Consider the following 19,995-nt stretch of genomic DNA (forward strand, 5'->3'; position numbering starts at 1 on the left):
ACTCGAAAAACTGAAAATAGGATATGATCAAAAAAATTGCAGGCTCCGTATGTGTCGCCTGCCTGATCCTCACCTGGGGCTGCCAGCAAAAAAAGAAAGGAGCCTTCTCCGTATCCGGCACCTTCAAAAATGGGGATAAGCTCGCTTCCGTAGAAGGACCGATCTCCAAAGTTTACCTGATCGAAGTAAGCAGCAAAGATCAGAACCCGGTCGTACTCGACTCCGCAAAGCTTCCTCACGGCAGCGGCACCTTCAGCGTTTCCGGTCTCACCCGTGGCGAAGCCCTGTATGAGCTGGTATTTGGCGAGAACATCATCACGGTCCCGCTGATCAACGACGTATCGGACGTGCGCGTCAATGTCGACCTGGGCAAAAAGGATGATTTCTACGAGGTGAAAGGCTCGGACGCCAGCAGCCAGCTGAAAGATCTCATCACCGCCTTCGGAAAGAAGAATTACGAGGTGGAAAAAACGATGGCCGACCTGGACAGCCTCAAAGGGGCCAACGCCGCCGACAGCCTGCTCATCGCCGGCACCAATAGAAAGAATGATGCCATCCGCGATCTCAACAGCTACCTGAAGCAATTCCTCAACACCAATACCAATGGCACCATCAGCGGCCTGGCCCTGAGCTGGGCGTCCCGTTCCTTCAGCCGGTCGGAATTCGAAACATCGCTGAACGACATGGTGAGCAAATTCCCGGACAACACCCTGCTGGCGGGCATTAAGAAAAGCTACGACAAACAGATCGCAGCCATGCAAGGCCAGGATAACGAGATGAACAGCTGGGTCGGCAAACAGGCACCCGAGCTCTCCCTCCCCGACGTCAACGGCAAGCCCGTATCGCTCGACTCCTACAAAGGCAAATACCTGCTCGTCGACTTCTGGGCCAGCTGGTGCGGACCCTGCCGCGCCGAAAACCCCAACGTCGTCAGCATATACAATCAATTCAAAGGAAAGAACTTCGCAATCCTCGGCGTCTCCCTCGACCGCGAACGCGACGCCTGGCAGGAGGCCATCCGCGCCGATCACCTCGACTGGACGCATGTCAGCGACCTGAAGTTCTGGAGCAGCAAGGCCGTCGAGACCTTTAAATTCAATGGAATCCCCTTCAATGTACTGATCGATCCCCAGGGCAAGATCATCGCACAGGGCCTCCGCGGAGACGACCTCGAAAAAGAACTTCGCTCGGTGCTCAACTGATCGGTCCGATGCAAAAATAAAAGAGATGCAAAAATAAAGGGCGGGATAAAACCCCGCCCGTATCGCCCGAAGATGTGGTCCCGTCAGGAATCGAACCTGAATCCAGGGCTTCGGAGACCCTTATACTATCCATTGTACTACAGGACCTTAGAAAAAAGTCGCACCCCGCCAACAAAGGCAAAAGCGCCCTCTTTTGGGACGGCAAAGCTAAGGAACTATTTTAACAATCCCCGCAGGTTAGTACTGAATATTTTGACCGCGATCGCCAGCAGCACGACCCCAAAGAACTTGCGGATGGCGATCATCCCCGCCTGCCCCAGGATGCGTTCGATGAAGTCCATGGATTTAAGGACAATGAAGATAAAGATCAGGTTGACCAGGATGCCCAGCAACACCGTCGTGGTCTCATAGTTGGCCTTCAGCGACATGATGGTCGTCAGGGTGCCCGATCCCGCGATCAGCGGGAACGCGATCGGCACGACAACGCTGGCCTTCGCGTCCGGCTCGCTCTTGAAGAACTCCACGCCCAATACCATCTCCAGCCCCAGGATAAAGATGACGATAGAGCCGCCGACGGCAAAGGATCGCTGATCGACCCCAAGGATGTGGAGGAACTGCTCGCCGCCAAAGAGGAAGAGGACCATCAGCGCACCCGAGATAAGGGTCGCCTTCCCCTCATGCAATCCGCCGATCTTCTTCTTCAACGCATGCAATAGCGGGATGCTCCCGACGATATCGATGACGGCAAAGAGGGTAAAGGTCACCGTGAGCAGCTGGTTAAGATCGAACTTCATGGCTGACTTGTTTTATAGAAGCTGCTGGGCTTGTGCTGTTCCTTTTCGGCCGGCGCCCGGTTGCTCAGCACCGTCCGCTCCCAGCCATCGGCCGTAACCTGCAAACGGATCACACAGCCATAGTGCAGCGAAAAGGCTTTAAAACTGTCGATCAGCGGCGTTCCCGTCAGCTCCGCCAGGATGCTGCGGATCACCCCGCCGTGCGCAACAACCGCGACGGGGTCATCTCCCGCAGCGGAAACAATCTCCCCCCAACACCTATTCACCCGCTCATGCAGATCAATATAGCTCTCCCCTCCGGGTATCCGGATATTCACAAAATCGGCCATCCACGGATCCATCTCCTCCCTCGGCAATTCATCCCATTTCCGCATCTCCCACTCCCCGCAATGCACCTCCATCAACTCCCCCCGAAGCAATACCGGCGCAGCCGGGAACAGCCGCCCGGCCAGCATCGAACATCGCCGCAGCGGACTGCTGTACACCGCGCCAAAGGCCGCAGGCAGACACCCCGCAATCACAGCCGCTTCTTCTTCGAAGCTTTCCGTAACGTCGAGATCGGTCTGACCGTAGCAAATTCCCTTGTCAACCGCCGGCGTAGTATGTCGTATAAGAAAGATATCCGCCATAAAGCATAAGCATAAAACACTCTAAAAATACCTCCAAACCACCACAAATCCGAGGTAAATAACGATTTCCGCCACCTGTTGGATCGCCCCAAGGCAATCCCCCGTATAACCGCCGATCCATTTCGCAAAGTATCGGTACAACTCATAGGTCGCATAAAGCGCCGGCAACACCGTCAGCACGAACGGCCACGGCAGCAGCGCAAAAGGCGCCAGCGCAAAAAGGACCGCAATGATCAGCGCACCCACCGAAAGCCGGCCGCCGGTCATAGAGATCGATTTGCTTTGATCGGCGGCGCCCGCATACACTCCCGCCTGCAGCACCAGCACGGCCATCAGCCGGCTGACGCCATGCGCCGCAAAAAGCGCGAGGATAAGGTGCCGGTGATCCGGTAATTCCCGCAATACCAAATACTTCGCACCAAATAGCAAGATCAGGCCAATTGCACCAAAAGCGCCGATCCGGCTATCCTTCATGATCAGCAGGATCTTCTCCTTCGTCCATCCGCCCCCAAAACCATCGCAGACATCGGCAAAGCCGTCCTCATGAAAGGCGCCGGTGATCAATACCCCTGTAACCATCGCGGCGAGAATACCGAGATCGGAAGAAATGAACCGCGCAAAAACAAGAAAGAAAAGCATGCTGAAGGCCGCCACGATCCAACCCACCAACGGAAAGTACCTTGGCGCCTGTTGCATCAACGATGGCTCATGGTGAATACTCGCAGGGACCCGTATCCTCGTCAGGAACTGGACCGCCGTCAAAAACACCCGCCATTCCTTATTCATCCGACACCGCTTTGCTGACCCCCGCCGATTGGAAAGAAGCCATCTCGCGGAGGAAATGGATGGCCGACTGCAGCAGGGGATAGGCCATGGCCGCACCCGTGCCTTCGCCAAGCCGCATCCCCAGGTTCAACAGCGGACGGGCGCCAAGATATTCGAGCATCGCGGCATGCCCGCTCTCGCCGCTGGCATGGGAGAAGAAACAATTATCGGCGACAGAAGGATCCAGCTGCCGCGCGACCAACAACGCCGCCGTGGTGATAAAACCGTCGACCAGCACGATCATTTTCAGTTCTGCGGCCCGCAGATACGCGCCGGCCATCATCGCGATCTCAAAACCGCCGACACAGCGCAGCAGAGTGAAAGCATCGCGCTGGGCCGCTATAGCCGGCAAGTGGAGTTCGTAAACCTTACGCAGGGTCTCTTTTTTCAAAAGCAGCTGCTCGTCATTCACACCCGTTCCCCGCCCCACGCACTCCTCCACGGGAATACCGGTGATACAGCTCATGATCAGGGCAGCGGAGGAAGTATTCCCGATGCCCATCTCGCCAAACCCCATGCAGTTCGTACCGCCGGCATACAACTCGGTGACCACCTGTTTTCCCGCCTCCATCGCCTGCTGCACTTCTTCGGCGGTCATGGCCTCCGTCTCGAGGTAATTGCGGGTGCCATAGCCGATCTTCCGGGTGATCAGCTTTCCGGGGAAGAGCCCGGGCTCGAAATCGAATTTCACGCCGGCGTCGACGACAGCCAGCCCCAGGTGATGTTGCCGGCAGAAGACGTTGATCGCCGCACCGCCGGTGATAAAGTTGAGCACCATCTGTGCCGTCACGGCCTGGGGATAGGGATTGACAAGCCCTGTTGCGGCGATGCCATGGTCGCCGGCAAAGACGACGATATAGGGCCGGTTCAGCTGGGGATGCGTCGTGCCCTGGGTAAGCCCGATCTGCATCGCGATCTCTTCCAGCCGGCCAAGCGCACCAAGCGGCTTGGTCTTATTGTCGATCAGCTGTTTCAGCGCTGCCCGCAGCGTGGAGGTAGATTGTGTGCTCGTTTTCATGTTGATTTATTTTACGTGGAGCGGCAGCCCGCTGACCATAAAGATAGCTTCATCGGCCTTTGCGGCAAGCGATTGATTGATCCAACCCTGCAGATCGGTGAACTTCCTGCCGGATTCGGTATCCGCATGCAGGCCCATCCCAATCTCATTGCTGATCACGATCAGCTCCGCATCCTGCCGCAGCAGACTCTCGATCTCGCGGTCGCAAGCCTCCAGGCAGGCCTCCACATCGTATTTCAGATCCGCAAAAAAGTTAGTGATCCAAAGGGTTACGCAGTCGATGACCGCAACCCGCCCCTCCAACGACAACCGCGAAAGCCATTTCTCCTCCTCTAAAACGGTCCATCGTTCATCCCGGTCCTTCCGGTGACGGTCCACCCGCTGGCCGAATTCAGCATCCCAGATGCGCGCTGTGGCGACATACACCGGGTTCCGGTTCCGGCTCAAAGCCAGTTGCTGCGCGTAGCGGCTCTTGCCGCTACGCGCGCCACCGGTAATAAAAGTCATTTTGGCCATATTATAAATTTACGCTGATTCCCGTCATGAAGTTGAACCCAAAGCTGGTATAACCAGGTAGATCGAAAAACTTCTGATCGGTAATATTCTTGAAGTCGGCAAATAGCTTCAGCCGCTTCCCAAACCGATACTCCGCATACCCGTTCAGCGTGTAATACGCAAACCCGTCGGCCTGAGCGCTCGTTCCGCCATAGATCGAAGAGATCCGCTGACCAACGGTCCTCAAAGCAATACTCAGAAAAAGCCCCTTCGTCGCCTGCACTCCAATCGACGCATTGACAAGGTTCTTCGGCCGCTGGTACAAATTGTTATAGGTCGTGTCCTTGGCTCCGCTACCCGCCGTCGTCACCGTCCCGCTGGTGTAGGTGTAGTTACCCACAAAGCTCCAGTTATCATACTTATAGGCGGCCTCCACCTCAAAACCATGGGCGTCTTCTTTGTCGAGGTTGACAAAGTTGTTGCTCGCAAAGACGATCTCGTTCTTCGTATGCCGGCGGAAATACAAAGCCCGCAGGTTCAAACCCGACTCATTGTACTGGATGCCGCCTTCGCCCGTAAGCGAACGTTCGGGAACGAGACCGTCGGGATTGCGATAAGGGGAATACAGCTGATAAAGGGTCGGCGCCGAAAAACCCGAGGAAAGATCGGCAAACAGCTTGAGGCGATCGTTGACCACAAAGGAAGGATTCACGGAATACGTAAAGACATTGCCATAGTGGTTGAAGCTGTTGTACCGGCCGCCAAAACCGATGTTGAAACCGCCGAGGTTCTTCACCAATACCGAAGCATAAGCGGCGAACTGGCGGACGCGGGCGCTGTCGGAGTTGAGCGTGTCGGTAAAGCTGCCATAACCCGGGTAAACGCTGATATCGTTCTGGTTGATCTGCTGGTTGCGATAGTCGACGCCCGCAAGGATATCAACATGGGGATCGACGGCGATGCTGCTGTAGAGATCGGCATAATGCGATCGGCCGGTATAGTCGGCCCGGTAATAGGATGCTCCCTGCGAGGCTGTCTTCAACGTGTCGTCGAGATAGTGCCGCTTTACATCGTTGTAATTATAGTTGAAGTGCAGCAGGGCCGGGCCAAGCTTGTAGTCGCCGCCGATACCCGCCTGGATGTTCTTGTTCCAGGTGGTGTACCGCTTGTCATCGGTATAAGTGCCGGCGTCCAGATCGGTCGAATAACGGCTGTACATAAAATTGCCGCGAAGCCCGAACCTGTCCGTCACTTTCTGACTGACATTGGCCATGACCAGGTTCTCGTTGAACCCGTCATTATCGAAATTGCCCTTCCCCGTCGTGTCGTACGCGGAACTTCGGCCATCGCTTTGCAGATGCGTATACTGGACATTGTACGCCGTACCGCCGATGACCCCATCGATGCCGGCCGATCCCTTGAACGTCCCAAAGCTGCCGCCGGCAACGGCAGCCGACGCATTGAAGGGGCTGCCATTGCCTTTTTTGGTGATGATATTGATGACGCCGGCAACCGCATCGCTGCCATACAACGTCGACTGACTGCCCTTTAGGATCTCGATGCGTTCGACCTCGTCGGGATTGATCAGGTTGATGTCGAAATTGGTGCTGGTTCCCGATGGATCGTAGGCCGGGATGCCATCGATCAGGATCAGGGTCTTGCCCGCCTCGGCGCCCTGGATGTAGATGCTTTGCCCGGTACCCAGGTTGTTCTGGGCGCCCGCGACGACGATGCCGGCCTGGGTGTTTAAAACCTCCGTCAATTGCTTACCGCCGCTTTTCTCGATCTGGTCATGGGTAATGACGTCGAGTACTTTTCCTAACTGCGATTGTTTCACCGGAAATTTAGTGGCGGTGACTACCACCTGGTCAAGCGATTTTCCAATAGTGTCCTGGGAATTCTGTGCAAACGCCGCCTGGCTGCCAGCCAGCAGCGCCAAAACGAAAAGATGTTTTTGGCTCATTGATTTGTGTTTGTGCTTTTCCGCCGAAAGCCGTGAATAATAGAATGATCCCTGGCAGGTCTTCTGGCTTATGTCCTCACCGGCTTACCTTCCCGTCCGCAGGCCTGCGGACAGTGGTGTGAAGAGGATCGGGTGATTCTCCGCCGCCGGCAGCCGCCGGGACGGAAAGACATTTACAGCTACGGGGATAGCGCCGGATTTTCACCGGTCTTCCCTTTTAATGGCGCAAACGCGCCAACCACGAATCGGCGCGAAAGTACGGGCTTTTTTGATACCCGCACCGGCGGGGTATAAAAATTGCAACCCGAAAAACGTATGAGGATCGATCACTTTTATGAATACTGGCCAATCATCGACCGGCCCGACGTCGAATGGCCGGGCGGGAAACGCCTCGCCGTCTACATTGGCCTGAATATCGAACACTACGAGACCGGCAAACCTTCAGTCGGCATCCTGGACAAGGCCGCGGGCAGGGACCCCGACCCCATAAACGAAGGCTGGCGGGACTATGGCAACCGGGTAGGGCTCTGGCGCATCACCGAGCTGTTCGACCGTTTCGGCATCCGGCCCTCCGTCCTCCTCAACTCCGACGTCTGTAAATACTACCCGCGGATCATCGAAGAAGGCGTCCGCCGCAACTGGTCCTGGGTGGCCCACGGCCGCAACAACGTGATGCCGGGAAGCAAGGCTCCCCAGCTGAGAATGGAAGAGGAACGCCACTATATTCACGACGTCCTTGCGACGATCCAGGCGGCCACAGGCAAGGCCTGCAAAGGCTGGCTCAGCCCACTGGGCCTGAATCAGACCTACGATACCATCGATCTGCTGGCCGAAGAAGGCGTCACCTACGTGCTGGACTGGTCGGCCGACGATCAGCCCTTTCCCCTTAAGACCTTTCACGGGGAGATCATCTCGGTTCCTTATTCATTGGAGATCAATGATCTTTCGCTTTTTCTAAACCGCGGCGTCACCGGCCCTGAATTTGGGCAGATGATCACCGACCAGTTCGACGTCCTCCAGCGGGATGCACGCCGCATCTCCCGGGTCATGGCCATCGGCATCAATCCTTTTATCATCGGCCAGCCCTACCGCTTCAAGTACTTCGAGCAGGCCCTGACCTATCTCAGCCGCCAAAAAGACGTCTGGTTTACCACAAGCGATGAGATTTCGGCGTGGTATATGTTGAATTATTACCACACTCACGTCCAAAAATTACGCGAGGCGGAGATGGTTCAGCGCTTCTATTAAGTCCGCAACGGAATGATATTGCCTTCCCCCGCCGCCGGCATCCAGCACCCAGATAGCCCGGCCACCCTGTTCCCCGATGACGATCGTATTCGCTCCTTCCTCCTCCTCCACGGCAAACCCTTCGCGTTGCAAAGCGCGGCGGGTCCAAAATGCCGCCAAAGCGCCGCCCGCTGTTGCGGTCACGATCAGCCGGATCCGCCGGCTCCCTTCCCGATGGATGCGAAAAACACCGGTCGCACGGTCGAAATCGACATCTTCCTTCTCAAATGCCGCTTCAAAAACACCACCGAGGACAAGGTCTTCCGGCGCCCCCTTATGCAGCGGCCCCGCATTTTGCAACAGCCAAACCTCGTCGGCTACCTGCAAGGCCAGGTCCAGCTCATGCGTAGAAAGCAGGATGCCCTTGTTCATCTCCCGCGCCAGCTGGTGCAGCAGGCGCATCAGCCGGATACGGCTGGGGAGATCGAGATGCGCCGTCGGCTCGTCGAGCAGGAGTATCGGCGTGTCCTGTATCAGCGCCCGCGCAAGCATCACCTTCTGACTCTCGCCGTCGCTCAGGGTGTGCACCTTCCGCTCCAGCAGCTCACCGATATCCGCGGCAGCGACCCCTCGCCGGATGATGTCCCGGTCCGCATCGTTGAGTCCGCCAAGCCAACCCGACCAGGGATACCGCCCGAGCGCCACCAGCGACGATACGTTGAGATTGCTGCCGCCCACGCGGTCCGTCAGCACAAGACTGATCTGCCGGGCGCGCTCGGCAGGGGATAGCCCGGTCTTCCCGCCGATGGCAACCTCGCCACCCAGCGCCGGCTGAAGCCCCGCAAGCGTTCTCAGCAAGGTCGACTTCCCCGATCCATTCGGCCCCAACAGGCAGATCAGCCGCCCGGCCTTGATCGTCAGCTCCGGCAGCTGCCCCGAGACGAGGATCTTTTTCCCCCCGCTTCTATAACCCGTTTGAAGGCCCCTGGTGACGAGTAGTGGCGTGCTGTTCATCAGAAGGGTTTTAATTTTCGGGTCCGAAGCAAAAGGAAGATGACCATCGGCGCGCCGACCAGCGACGTCACGATATTGATCGGCAGTACCGTCTGGCTCCCAGGCCATTGAGCGATACTGTCACATAGTAACAACAGGATCGATCCGATCACACAACAGGCGGGTATCAGAATGCGATGATTAGCGGTGTTGAACGCGCCCCTGGCCAGGTGGGGGACAGCGATACCGAGGAACCCGATCGGCCCGCAGAACGCGGTGATGCTGCCCACCAGCAGACTGGTGCTGCAGATAATGACGAGCCGGGCGCGTTCTACCGTCAGGCCCATGCTTCGCGCATAGTTCTCGCCCAACAGCAGCGCATCGAGCATCTTGGAAGAGAAAAAGGCGACGACCAGCCCGGCAACGACGGTAATGGCGAGTATCAGCAGCTGACCGCCCGACACGCCCCCCAACGAACCGAAGGTCCAAAGCAGGTATTCCTTTACCTCCTCGGGATCGCTGAAGTATTGCCAGATACTGGTGATGGCAATGGTGATACTGCTGATCATAAGCCCGATGATCAGCATCGTAACGTTGTCCCGTACGCGGCGCGAGAGCATCAATACAAAGAACATCACTCCTGCAGCGCCGATGCACGCGGCTCCCGTGACCAGCCAGCTTCCGCCGCCCCCCAGCTCTTTTATCGCGTAAAGGGTAGCCATGCTCCCCCCCGCCAGCATCACCGCAGCAACCCCCAGGCTCGCCCCGGCCGTGATACCGAGAACACCGGGTTCCGCGAGCGGGTTCCGGAACAGGGTCTGCATCTGCAGCCCGCCGATCGAAAGCCCACAACCCGCCAGCACAGCCACACAGGCCTTGGGAATGCGGATCTTCTCCACGATGAAAAGCCAGGTCTCATCTCCGGCCGAAGAAGTGAAGAGGATATGGAACACCTCGCGCAAAGGAATACGCACGGCGCCGGCCGACAGATCGAGCAACAAGGCCCCCACCAGCAACAGGAAAAGCCCGGTCCAACGCCATTGAGATGCAAAACTCATTTAAGTTGTTTATAATAGTACAAGGTGTCGGCCGGTAACAGGCCGGGATGCAGAATGCGGATAAGATCGGCAAGGACCAGCTGCGGATTCACCAGTCCCGACTCCCAATAATCATTCGACCCGATATCATTCACCCGCTTGTTGAAGTTATAGACGGAATCCGTTTGGAACGCTCGGAATCCCGCGAACCGCGCATCACTGGCCTCGATATCCTTACGGCTGTTCACGGATCCGGCGTCGAGCCAAAAGTCGGCCTTTAAGGCCACCGGGATGACGGCTTCAATATTCAACGCCAGACTTCCGATGCCCTTGGTATCCGACCATTGGTAGCTGGCCCCCGCATCACGAAGCAACTGCGCCCTGTAACTCTCCCCCGCAGGCGTATACCAGGTCCCCTTCCACGGCATGTCGACGACAACAGAAGGCTTTGTCGCGGCGCCGCTGCCGATAGCCGCCAGGGCCTGGTAGGCCCTCGCTACACTGTCGAATTTTTTACCGACCTCGTCTTCCTTGTCCGTCAGCGCGCCAATGAGTTTTACCCATTCGGCACGGCCCAGTGGGGTCGTCTCCAGCCACTCCGCATCCGGTACGACGGGAATACCGGCGTCACTGATCGTTTTGTACTGGCCAAAGGCCGCATCGGGATTCGTCGAAGTGATCATCACGCCGGGATGCATCGCGATCACCAGCTCGTTATTCGTGCTGCCGTCGATGCCTACCTGTTTAACCCTGCCCGAGCGGATCCCCTCGCGAACCGTCGGCGAACTGACATATTGAAAGTTGCCCAGCCCCGCGATCCTGTCGGCCACGCCGGCAAATTCCGCCAGCCCGATATGGGACGACGCCAGTACCACCATCGTCCTTATTGGGGTATGGATCACCGGTACTCCCGGCCGGTCTGTCGGCGGCGCCTGCCCCGAGTCCACCAACAGATAGTGCAGGGTGTCGCTCCGGCCCGCGGCGCGATTCAAAATGCTGAGCTCGCGATAGCCTGCCCGATGGTCGATGCGAAATCCATGCGCAAATTTCACAATGCCCGATCCGCCGGTCGGGGCTCCTGACACATCGCTTTTTCGCGATTGGCCGCAGGCCAGCGCGAATAGGCTCACGACTAAAATCTTGTACATAAATATCGTTGCTTTTGTTACAGATACCCAGCCCGCCTCTTACCCGAAAGCCGGCTGATGGATGATCCTGGCAGGTCTTCTGGCTCGTGCCCGATCCGTTATACCTTCCCATCTCAAAAACCTGAGATAGTGGTCAGAAGTTGACGAGATCATTATAATGGCACTTACAGCTACGGGTATAGCGCCGGTCTTCCACCGGTCTTCCCTTTTAAGCCGCCGCAGGCGGCACCAAAACCCGCGGTGAAGGTAAGACTAACTCGCGACAAGCGCCAATTTTTGCGTAGCTTGCAAGCCTGATCGAATAAAATGAGTATCCGAAAAATATTGCTGTCGACCCTGGGTGAAAAAAGATACCTCTCCCTTCTGTCCAACACCTTCCAATGGCTGTACCCCACGGGAATGCTCGGAAAGGACTATCAGGACGTGTACTTCCTCAAAAAATTCATCCGGCCCGGCGATGGCTGCATCGACATCGGCGCCCATCTCGGCTATTTCACCATCCAGCTGAGCCGGCTCGTAGGACCGCAAGGAAAGGTCTACGCCGTAGAGCCCATGAGCAAATTCAACCGCGTTCTCGGCAAGCTCATCGTTGCACACAAAGCCAACAACGTAACCCTCTATCCCGTCGCACTCGGCGGAGATTCCGAATATGTGGAGATGGGCATCCCCGAAGTGAGCCAGAACAAGAAATTCGCCTATGCCCGCGTGATGGAATCGAGTCCGGGCCTGCAATATGTAGAATCGGAAAAAGTGAAGAACTGGCGGGGCGACGAGCTGTTCAAAGACGTCAGGCGGTTGGATTTTGTAAAATGCGATGTCGAAGGCCTCGAGTTCAAGGTCATGTCCTCGATGATCGGTATCATCCGGACCCATCAGCCGATCCTGCTCAACGAATTCTTCGACCGGGCCGAACGCATCCGGCTACTCGAACTTCTCCAGCCGATGGGCTACCAACTGTTCAAGCTCGAAGGCGGGAATTGGCATCCGGTGGACGCCTATGCCGAAGGCAATGTCATCTCGCAAAACAATTACTTTATTCCTCCTGCCCGGCGCGAGCAGTTCAAACACCTGATCTATAGTGCATAGTTGAGGGACGCCCCGGCAAAATAATTCCTCCCCGGCGCGACATTGTAATACCGGCCGGCAGCCGCATTGAAATCGTTCCCCAGGCTGTACTTCACATTGCCGGCATTGTCGACGGAAGTATAGATATCGAAGCGTAATTTCCGGATCATCCGCCGATAACCCAATCTCCCGCCCAACAAGTTATAGGACCCGGCATAAGCGGTATTCGCGTCGTTCAGGGCCACCTTGTCGGAATAGGTATACGTCATGTTCAGATAGAAACCGTCCCGCTGCACAAGGTCAATCCCCGTTACGAACAGCTGCTGCGGTACGCTCGGCAGTCGGTGCCCGTTGAAATTGGACGTGTCCTGGATAAAGCTGTTATAGTGGAAGTCATGCCAGGTATCGCTGACAAAGATGCGCATATCGCTTACGAAGGCCTGCGGCGCGTCGATGACGCGGTAAGAGACAAAGGTTTCCAACCCGTGTTGATCGGTGCTGCCGGCATTGATGGAATACGCCACGCCGCCCGAGTCGATCCGCTGCACGATGGCATTGTGGATATGAAAGAGGAAGGCGTCGACATCGAAGAACAGCCGGCCATGAAGCAGACTGCCGCGGGCCCCAAGCTCATAGTCCACGCCATCCTCCGGCTGCAGGGGCGGCCCGACGACGCCGTTGCTTTTTTCTATCTCGGACACCGTCGGCGTAGAGAAACCGCGCGAAGCGCTGGCATAGGCGGAAATATCCGGCGTGATCCGCTTCAGCACTGCGATACGCGGAGCCAACTTGCTGTCAAACCGAACGGGAACCATCGCCGGCGGAAGGACCGAAACGCGGGTGATATCCAGCGCCGACTTATTGAAGCTGCCCCCCGCCGTTATCGTCCACCCGTTTTGCATCCGGAGATCCGCCTGCACAAAACTGAACCAGGTCCAATTATTAAGCTTGTCGTCGGTTTGCAGCGCACCTTGCACACCCAGCTTGTTCGCATAGTCTCTCGTTTCGAAGAACCCCTTCTGCGCTTCCGCGCCGAAGTTCAACTGCAGGGTCCCGAATCCCAGCGCAGTCTTATACTGGAACGCGGTCCTCCCGCCGAAATGCGGCTCCTGCCGGTATTCATAGACCCGGATGCCCGGGTTGGTGAAATCCGTATAGGCGCCATAGACCGAGCTGGTGTTCTGCCAGTGCGCGTTGAATCGGTATTCATTGGCGAACCCCGCCGTGAAATTCTTTTGATATATCGCCGCCTGCGCCTGGATCGCACTGGGCGACGTACCCGCAGCCGGCCGCGCCATCCGGGCGTTCGAATCGTATTCCGCCTTGTTCAGCCCCCCCGGCGTCTGGTAATGCAAATCTCCATACAACAGGTATGCATGGATCGTTTGCCTCTCACTCGATTTGATCAGGGTCTCCCAGGTCGCGATGTCCCGCCGCATCCGGGTCTGCTGGCGATAGCCGTCGTTGGTTTGATGGGAGTAGGAAAAATGATTCCGGTGATCGGCATCCCCCACGCGGACATCCACGTTGAAGCTGTTGGTCGCAAGATGCTTGAAGTCGTTGGCATAATTGCCCGCCGTATAATCCGCGCTCACCCCCTTCTCCCAAACCGCGGGCATGCCGCTGATCAACACCGCCCCGCCGATCCCCGCTCCATAGAGACTTCCCGCCGTCCCCTTAATTATCTCCAGCGACTGGATATCGTAAAAGCCCAGTTGGTTAAGATAGGTGTTGCCGCCGGGATCGGTGAGCGGGATCTCGTTCCAGTAGATTTTGACGTCCCGGACCCCAAACGGCGACCGAAGACTGCTGCCCCGGATATTCAGCCGATAGCTGCCCGGCGACCGTTCTTCCATTCGGACACCCGGGGCCATGTTCAGCGCCGGCAGGATGTTCACATTCCCAAACCGGTTGAGGCTGGATTTATTGATGATATGGACCGGTGCGCCCACCTCGGCCAGCTTCCGGTGTTGCTCATAGGCCTTTACCATGATCTCCGCCAGCGGACGGGTATCGGACGAATCGGCCAGGAATCCAGGTGGATGGATTCCCTGCGCTGATAAGGCCAAATAGCAGCAGGAAAGGATAAGCAGCAGCGCGTAGTTTTTTTTCATCTGGCCCAAAATTAAGCTATCTTCAAATGGTTTATGAGTAAAAAGCAGCTGAATCTCTTCGATCTCAGTATGATCGTCGTAAGCCTGGTCATCGGCATGGGCATCTTCCGTACTCCCGCAGTCGCCGCCGAAAGGGCCGGTACGCCGTCGGTGTTCTTCCTGGCCTGGATCATCGGCGGTGTCGTCGCCTTGTGCGGTGCGCTGACCTACGCGGAGATCGGTTCCCGTTACCCCGTCACCGGCGGCTATTACAAAATTTTCTCCCTCGGCTATCACCCGTCCCTCGCTTTTTCCATCAATTGTATCGAACTGGTTTCCAACGCCGGTTCCATCGCTGCGGTCGGCGTCGTCGGCGCGGAATACATCGGGCATTTCTTCTACTCCGGCGCCGTGCCGCCCCTGTTCCGAGGCGGGATCACCGCCGCCGCGGTCGTCGTCTTCTATATTGTCAATCTGCTCGGCCTCAAGATGAGCAGCCGCGTACAGAATGTGCTGACCATGATCAAGCTCCTCCTTATCCTGACGCTATTGGCTTCCGTCTTTGGATCGCACCCGATACCTGCCCCCGCAAAAATGGCGGCAGCCCCCGATCCCTCCGTCGGATTCTGGAAATTGCTCGGCTATGCTCTCGTTGCCGTATCCTTTAGCTACGGCGGCTATCAGCAGACCATCAACTTCGGCGGCGAGGTGGAACGGCCCGGCCGGATCATTCCCCGGGGTATCGGCATCGGCATCTTCATCATCATTACGGTCTACCTCTCACTCAATTTCGTCTATGTGAAAGTGATCGGGTTTGAGAACTTAAGGGGAGCCGACTCCATTGCCGCCCAGCTGATGTGGCATCTCTTCGGTCCCATCGGCGACACGATCCTTCGCTGTCTCATGTTCCTCTCGGTCCTCGCCTATGTCAACGTGAGCGTGATGAGCAACCCCCGGGTGATGTATGCTATGAGCACCGAGGGTATCCTCCCGGCCGTCTTCAAAAAAACAACGCCAAAGCACGGGGTCATCATCTGGAGCCTGACCGCCTTTTCGGCGACGATTATCCTTAGCCTGGTCTTCACCACGGCCGTCGAAAAGATGATCAACTATACCATCTTCCTCGATAGCATCGCCTTCGTCTTTTCATCGGCGACCATCTTCATCCTGCGCCGCCGGCGCATGGGGGAGGATCGGGACATCTACAAAATGAAAGGCTATCCCTGGATGCCCGCATTTTTTATGCTGGCCTATAGCTGCGTGACGGTCAGCATCGCCGTCAACGATCCGGCGGCCGCCGGGTACTGTCTCCTGATCTTCCTCTGCTTTTTTGTTTTATATTTTATCTTAAAATGGACATCTCGTACATCATCAACGAACTAGGCGAACACCGTGACCTCTATTTTAACGCAGTCGCGCCGCCGATCATTCAGACCAGCAATTTCAAGGTCGATAAAGTCGACGAACTGAGGGACCTCTTCGAGGACGAGCACAGCGGCTACCTGTACACCCGTGGCATCAACCCCACCGTCGACATCCTCCGGAAAAAGTTGGCCGCCCTCGACGGCGCCGAAGAAACCCTCGTCTTCAACAGCGGCGCCTCGGCCATCTTCTCCGGCATCCTCGCCAATGTCAAGGCGGGCGACCATATCGTGTCCGTTGACAAACCCTACACCTGGGCCCAGCGGATGTTCGAGGTGATCCTTCCAAGGTTCGGCGTAACGACAACCTATATCGATGGCACGCAGATCGAGAACTTCGAACGGGCCATTCTCCCCAATACCTCCCTCATTTACCTGGAATCCCCCAATTCCTGGGATTACAAGCTGCAGGATATAAAAGCAGTGGCCGAATTGGCCCGAAGCGAAGGGATCGTAACGATGATCGATAACAGCTATTGCACCCCGCTGTACCAACGGCCCATCGCCATGGGCATCGACCTGGCCATGCAGACCGCAACAAAATACATCGGCGGCCATAGCGATACCGTCGGCGGGGTCCTCTCCGGCTCCGAAGAAATGATCGGCAGGATCTTCCGCAGCGAATTCCTCAATACCGGCAGCGGAGTCATGCCCTTCAACGCCTGGCTGCTCCTCCGGGGCCTGCGGACCCTCCCCGCCCGGCTGGACCAGATCTCCCGGACGACCCGGAAAGTAGCCGCCTGGCTGAAAGCCCATCCCCGGGTAGAGGCCATCCTCTTCCCCTTCGACGAATCCTTCCCCCAATATGCGCTCGCCCGGCAACAGATGCAGGGGGCCTGTGGACTGCTCAGCTTCTATGTCCATGCCCGGGAAAGAAGCGAGATCGTAACATTTTGCGAGTCCCTGAAACATATTATGATGGCCGTGAGCTGGGGCGGTCACGAATCCCTGATCATGCCGAAATGCGCCTCCATCAGGGATTCGGAGTTCGACGCCTCGGTGAAGGAACACCGCATGCTCCGGCTATACACCGGGCTGGAAGACCCGGACTACCTGATTCGCGACCTCGAACAGGCTTTCCTGACGGCGTGGTGACAAGCGGCAAAGCCCGACAAGAAAATTCGCGGAACCGTGGCGGAGCCCGGTTCGTCCACACAGTGGACAGACATTATGCGGAATTGCGTCCAAAAATTATATTTGGAAGAATTTTTGGCGCAATCCATAAATTTGGGGCTATGAGCATGAAAAAACTACTGCTGCTGACCTTAACCCTGTCCGCCCTCTACCCGCCCCTTGCCGGCCTTGCCCAGGATAAATGGGACCTGCGGCGGTGCGTAGACTACGCGATAGCCAACAACATCTCCGTAAAGCAGGCGGACGTCCAGGCGCGGCTGGCCAGGCTCACCCTCGAACAAAGCCAATGGAACCAGGTGCCGACTCTCGGATTGGGAACCCAGCTGGGTGTCAAGTCAGGGAATACCCAGAACCCAAACACCTATGCGCTTAGCACGCAAACCTATACCCTCAATAACTTTCAGGCCCAATCCAGCGTCACCGCCTTCAATTTCTTCAGCATTCGCAATGCCATCGTTGCCAACCGCCTGGCCTGGCAGGCGGCCCTCGCCAATACGGAAAAAACAAAGAACGATATCTCGCTCAATGTCGCCAATGCCTATCTGCAGGCCCTGCTGTCTATCCAACAGACGGCCATCGCAAAGGCGAAGCTGCAGCTGTCCCAAAACCAGCTCGAGGTCACCCAAAAGCAGGTTCGGGCCGGCACCTTACCCGAGTTGAATGCCGCCGAGCTGGAATCCCAGGTGGCCCAGGACAGCGCGACCTACATCAGCGCCAACGGGACGGTCACCCAGAACCTCCTGCAGCTGAAGGCCTATATGGACCTCGACGCCTCTTCCCCTTTTGATATCTATACGCCGCCGGTGGAAGACATCCCCATCGAAAATATCGCGGATCTCCAGCCTGAGTCGGTCTATTCCCTGGCGCTGGTCAACCAACCCCTGCAAAAAATGGATGCCCTTAACATCGCCTCGCTGCGCAAGACCGTCGATGCCAACAAAGGGGCCATGTATCCCACGTTTTCGATCGTCGGACAGCTGGGCGCCAGCTGGATCAGCACCTTCCAGCAACAGGACTTCTCGAAGCAGCCCACCTATACCGGGAGGGATACCCTCCCCACCCTCCACATCACCGGATCGAACAGCTTGATTACCCAGGATATGTTCAATATCCCACTCAAGAACATCGGGTACTTCCGGCAATTGAACACCACCTTTAACCAGTTCATTGGCCTCAACGTCAACATCCCTATCCTAAACAACCGAACGCTGCGCACGGCGTACGATAAGTCGAAGCTCAACCTCCGCAACCAGGAATTGCAGCGGGACCAGGATAATCTCACGCTCAAACAAAATATTTACCAGGCCTATACCGCCGCGGTCACGGCCCTGCAGAAATTCGAGGCCAATAAGATCACGGTCACCGCCACCCAAAAGAGCGCCGATTTTGCGGATAAGCGCTATCATGTCGGCATGCTCAATCCCATCGACCTCCTCACCAATCAAAATAACTATTTCAACGCCCAGATCAACCTTCTCAGCAGTCAGTTTGACTACGTCTTCAAAATGAAGGTGCTGGAATTTTACAAGGGACTGGGAATAAAACTCTCAAAACAAGATAACCGATGAATAAACAACTGCTGCGCATCATTATAATCCTCGTCGCGATAATCCTGCTGATCGTCGTGCTGAAGGCCACAGGCGCCTTCGGGAAGGACGAAGGAACAAAGGTCTCCTCAGAGAAGATCATTCGCCGGAATATCACGGAGATCGTCCCGGCCAGCGGAAAGATCTATCCCGAGAAAGAGGTGAAGATCAGCCCCGATGTATCGGGAGAAGTGGTGGAGCTGGGAGTGGTGCAGGAAGGCGACAGCGTCCACAAGGGACAGATGCTGGCGAGGGTATACGCAGACATTCTCACCAACCAGCGCGACCAAGCCGCCGCACTGGTGAACCAGCAGGCTGCCCTCGTCTCCAATATGCAGGAACAGCTGCCGGGCCTGAAAGCCTCGATGGAGACCGCAAAACGGACCCTCGACCGTACCAAGCAGCTGCTCGATGAGAAAGTGGTTTCCCAGCAGGAATATGAAACCGCGGAAAATAACTACCGGACGGCGCAGGCGAGCTATATGGCCGCACAGCAAAGCGTTCGCGGGAATGCCGCCGGCGAGACCAGCGCCCGGTATAACCTCGACGTCGCCGCCAAAAACCTCAGCCGCAGCACCGTCGTATCCCCCATCGATGGCGTCGTCTCCTTGCTGAGCATCAAGAAGGGCGAAAGGGTCGTCGGCAACTCGATGATGGCCGGCACCGAAATGATGCGGGTCGCCGATATGAGCAGGATAGAAGCGATCGTCGACGTCGGCGAGAACGATATCCCCAAGGTGCGTCTCGGGGACACCGCCCTGATCACGGTGGATGCCTACAACAACCGGAAGTTCAAAGGCCTCGTTACCCAGATCGCCAGCAGTGTGACCACGGCCGCCGGCACCGCCACCACGACCGTGTCCACCAACGACGTGACCAATTATAAAGTGCATATCCGCCTCTCGCCAGACTCCTATAAGGACCTCATCGACCCCGCCCATCCCAGGAATTTCCCCTTCCGGCCAGGGATGAGCGCCAGCGCGGATATCCAGACGAACACGCATAGCAATGTGCTGGCCGTTCCTATCAACGCCGTCGCGGTTCGGGAAAAGGGTACCGACAACGCCGTGCTGGGCAATTCCGATGATGCAGGCAGCGACAACAAGAACGAGACCCGTGTCAACACCGGGAACTCGCAGGACCTCGACGAGGTCGTATTCCTTCGCCAGCCGGGCGATACCGTCCGCAAGGTGAAGGTCCGTACGGATATCCAGGACATCAACTATATCGAAGTGGTGGACGGGGTCAAAGAAGGCGATGAAGTCATCACCGGCCCTTACAGCCTCGTCAGCAAGTCATTGAAGACCGGGACGCGCATAAAGGTGGTTCCCAAGGATAAATTGTTCGAAGCAAAGAAAAACTAAT

17 protein-coding genes, 1 tRNA gene and 2 riboswitches are annotated in these 19,995 nt (G+C 56.8%); of the genes, 7 read left to right on the plus strand and 11 right to left on the minus strand.

All coding sequences use genetic code 11. From position 1 onward, the window contains the following. Positions 1–23: 23 nt before the first annotated feature. Entirely contained in the window at positions 24–1,202 is a 1,179-nt protein-coding gene (locus VHE34_RS27395) for a TlpA disulfide reductase family protein (protein ID WP_325594004.1), read from the plus strand. Positions 1,203–1,277: 75 nt separating this feature from the next. Here the strand turns inward: VHE34_RS27395 and VHE34_RS27400 are convergent. The 7 genes from VHE34_RS27400 to VHE34_RS27430 form a co-directional block, all read right to left on the minus strand. Then, positions 1,278–1,349, minus strand: a tRNA-Arg gene (locus VHE34_RS27400). 68 nt (positions 1,350–1,417) lie between these two features. Continuing rightward, on the minus strand, positions 1,418–1,996 hold the full coding sequence (locus VHE34_RS27405; protein ID WP_325594006.1) for a MarC family protein: 579 nt from the start codon (positions 1,994–1,996) through the stop codon (positions 1,418–1,420). Next, positions 1,993–2,625 carry an alpha-ribazole phosphatase gene (cobC, locus tag VHE34_RS27410; RefSeq protein WP_325594008.1) on the minus strand — a complete coding sequence of 211 codons (633 nt, stop codon included), beginning with the start codon at positions 2,623–2,625 and terminating at the stop codon, positions 1,993–1,995. Before cobC ends, VHE34_RS27405 begins: the two co-directional genes overlap by 4 nt. A gap of 21 nt (positions 2,626–2,646) precedes the next feature. Then, positions 2,647–3,411, minus strand: a complete 765-nt coding sequence (locus VHE34_RS27415; protein WP_325594010.1) for an adenosylcobinamide-GDP ribazoletransferase — start codon at positions 3,409–3,411, stop codon at positions 2,647–2,649. After that, positions 3,404–4,468 (minus strand): nicotinate-nucleotide--dimethylbenzimidazole phosphoribosyltransferase, encoded by a 1,065-nt coding sequence (cobT, locus tag VHE34_RS27420; RefSeq protein WP_325594012.1) that lies wholly within the window; start codon positions 4,466–4,468, stop codon positions 3,404–3,406. The genes VHE34_RS27415 and cobT overlap by 8 nt, the downstream gene beginning before the upstream one ends. Positions 4,469–4,474: 6 nt before the next feature. Then, entirely contained in the window at positions 4,475–4,984 is a 510-nt protein-coding gene (locus tag VHE34_RS27425; protein WP_325594014.1) for a bifunctional adenosylcobinamide kinase/adenosylcobinamide-phosphate guanylyltransferase, read from the minus strand. A 1-nt stretch (position 4,985) separates the two neighbouring features. Further along, entirely contained in the window at positions 4,986–6,926 is a 1,941-nt protein-coding gene (locus VHE34_RS27430; RefSeq protein WP_325594016.1) for a TonB-dependent receptor plug domain-containing protein, read from the minus strand. A gap of 36 nt (positions 6,927–6,962) precedes the next feature. Continuing rightward, a riboswitch (cobalamin riboswitch) is annotated at positions 6,963–7,184 on the minus strand. Positions 7,185–7,241: 57 nt separating this feature from the next. Here VHE34_RS27430 and VHE34_RS27435 point away from each other — a divergent pair. After that, positions 7,242–8,174, plus strand: a complete 933-nt coding sequence (locus tag VHE34_RS27435; RefSeq protein ID WP_325594018.1) for a polysaccharide deacetylase family protein — start codon at positions 7,242–7,244, stop codon at positions 8,172–8,174. Here the strand turns inward: VHE34_RS27435 and VHE34_RS27440 are convergent. The 3 genes from VHE34_RS27440 to VHE34_RS27450 are packed head-to-tail and all read right to left on the minus strand — an operon-like array spanning position 8,139 to position 11,331. Beyond that, positions 8,139–9,167 carry an ABC transporter ATP-binding protein gene (locus VHE34_RS27440; protein WP_325594020.1) on the minus strand — a complete coding sequence of 343 codons (1,029 nt, stop codon included), beginning with the start codon at positions 9,165–9,167 and terminating at the stop codon, positions 8,139–8,141. The genes VHE34_RS27435 and VHE34_RS27440 overlap by 36 nt on opposite strands. Then, complete coding sequence (locus VHE34_RS27445; RefSeq protein WP_325594022.1) at positions 9,167–10,204, minus strand: iron ABC transporter permease; 1,038 nt, start codon at positions 10,202–10,204, stop codon at positions 9,167–9,169. Before VHE34_RS27445 ends, VHE34_RS27440 begins: the two co-directional genes overlap by 1 nt. Then, a complete protein-coding gene (locus tag VHE34_RS27450; protein WP_325594024.1) occupies positions 10,201–11,331 on the minus strand; it encodes an ABC transporter substrate-binding protein in 1,131 nt (376 codons plus the stop codon). The genes VHE34_RS27445 and VHE34_RS27450 overlap by 4 nt, the downstream gene beginning before the upstream one ends. A gap of 52 nt (positions 11,332–11,383) precedes the next feature. After that, positions 11,384–11,579, minus strand: a riboswitch (cobalamin riboswitch). Between the two features lie 58 nt (positions 11,580–11,637). On the opposite strand from VHE34_RS27450, the gene VHE34_RS27455 reads away from it, so the two are divergent. Then, a complete protein-coding gene (locus tag VHE34_RS27455) occupies positions 11,638–12,417 on the plus strand; it encodes an FkbM family methyltransferase (RefSeq protein ID WP_325594026.1) in 780 nt (259 codons plus the stop codon). Here the strand turns inward: VHE34_RS27455 and VHE34_RS27460 are convergent. Beyond that, positions 12,405–14,510, minus strand: a complete 2,106-nt coding sequence (locus VHE34_RS27460) for a TonB-dependent receptor (RefSeq protein ID WP_325594028.1) — start codon at positions 14,508–14,510, stop codon at positions 12,405–12,407. The genes VHE34_RS27455 and VHE34_RS27460 overlap by 13 nt on opposite strands. 33 nt (positions 14,511–14,543) lie before the next feature. Between VHE34_RS27460 and VHE34_RS27465 the strand changes: the two genes are divergently transcribed. From VHE34_RS27465 to VHE34_RS27480, 4 genes are all read left to right on the plus strand, one after another. Next, the gene (locus VHE34_RS27465; RefSeq protein ID WP_325594030.1) at positions 14,544–15,872 is read left to right on the plus strand and encodes an APC family permease; all 1,329 of its coding nucleotides are present in this window, start codon (positions 14,544–14,546) and stop codon (positions 15,870–15,872) included. Beyond that, positions 15,842–17,005, plus strand: a complete 1,164-nt coding sequence (locus VHE34_RS27470; protein WP_325594032.1) for an aminotransferase class I/II-fold pyridoxal phosphate-dependent enzyme — start codon at positions 15,842–15,844, stop codon at positions 17,003–17,005. The genes VHE34_RS27465 and VHE34_RS27470 overlap by 31 nt, the downstream gene beginning before the upstream one ends. 140 nt (positions 17,006–17,145) lie before the next feature. Beyond that, entirely contained in the window at positions 17,146–18,612 is a 1,467-nt protein-coding gene (locus VHE34_RS27475; protein WP_325594034.1) for a TolC family protein, read from the plus strand. Further along, a complete protein-coding gene (locus VHE34_RS27480; protein WP_325594036.1) occupies positions 18,609–19,994 on the plus strand; it encodes an efflux RND transporter periplasmic adaptor subunit in 1,386 nt (461 codons plus the stop codon). Before VHE34_RS27475 ends, VHE34_RS27480 begins: the two co-directional genes overlap by 4 nt. The last annotated feature ends 1 nt before the right edge of the window (position 19,995 follow it).

It is taken from the genome of Puia sp. (genome assembly GCF_035546395.1).
Lineage (GTDB): Bacteria > Bacteroidota > Bacteroidia > Chitinophagales > Chitinophagaceae > Puia.

Coding starts and splice junctions, on each gene's coding strand:
- VHE34_RS27395 (WP_325594004.1), top strand. CDS start 24: ATGATCAAAAAAATTGCAGGCTCCGTATGTGTCGCCTGCCTGATCCTC.
- VHE34_RS27405 (WP_325594006.1), bottom strand. CDS start 1,996: ATGAAGTTCGATCTTAACCAGCTGCTCACGGTGACCTTTACCCTCTTT.
- cobC (WP_325594008.1), bottom strand. CDS start 2,625: ATGGCGGATATCTTTCTTATACGACATACTACGCCGGCGGTTGACAAG.
- VHE34_RS27415 (WP_325594010.1), bottom strand. CDS start 3,411: ATGAATAAGGAATGGCGGGTGTTTTTGACGGCGGTCCAGTTCCTGACG.
- cobT (WP_325594012.1), bottom strand. CDS start 4,468: ATGAAAACGAGCACACAATCTACCTCCACGCTGCGGGCAGCGCTGAAA.
- VHE34_RS27425 (WP_325594014.1), bottom strand. CDS start 4,984: ATGGCCAAAATGACTTTTATTACCGGTGGCGCGCGTAGCGGCAAGAGC.
- VHE34_RS27430 (WP_325594016.1), bottom strand. CDS start 6,926: ATGAGCCAAAAACATCTTTTCGTTTTGGCGCTGCTGGCTGGCAGCCAG.
- VHE34_RS27435 (WP_325594018.1), top strand. CDS start 7,242: ATGAGGATCGATCACTTTTATGAATACTGGCCAATCATCGACCGGCCC.
- VHE34_RS27440 (WP_325594020.1), bottom strand. CDS start 9,167: ATGAACAGCACGCCACTACTCGTCACCAGGGGCCTTCAAACGGGTTAT.
- VHE34_RS27445 (WP_325594022.1), bottom strand. CDS start 10,204: ATGAGTTTTGCATCTCAATGGCGTTGGACCGGGCTTTTCCTGTTGCTG.
- VHE34_RS27450 (WP_325594024.1), bottom strand. CDS start 11,331: ATGTACAAGATTTTAGTCGTGAGCCTATTCGCGCTGGCCTGCGGCCAA.
- VHE34_RS27455 (WP_325594026.1), top strand. CDS start 11,638: ATGAGTATCCGAAAAATATTGCTGTCGACCCTGGGTGAAAAAAGATAC.
- VHE34_RS27460 (WP_325594028.1), bottom strand. CDS start 14,510: ATGAAAAAAAACTACGCGCTGCTGCTTATCCTTTCCTGCTGCTATTTG.
- VHE34_RS27465 (WP_325594030.1), top strand. CDS start 14,544: ATGAGTAAAAAGCAGCTGAATCTCTTCGATCTCAGTATGATCGTCGTA.
- VHE34_RS27470 (WP_325594032.1), top strand. CDS start 15,842: ATGGACATCTCGTACATCATCAACGAACTAGGCGAACACCGTGACCTC.
- VHE34_RS27475 (WP_325594034.1), top strand. CDS start 17,146: ATGAGCATGAAAAAACTACTGCTGCTGACCTTAACCCTGTCCGCCCTC.
- VHE34_RS27480 (WP_325594036.1), top strand. CDS start 18,609: ATGAATAAACAACTGCTGCGCATCATTATAATCCTCGTCGCGATAATC.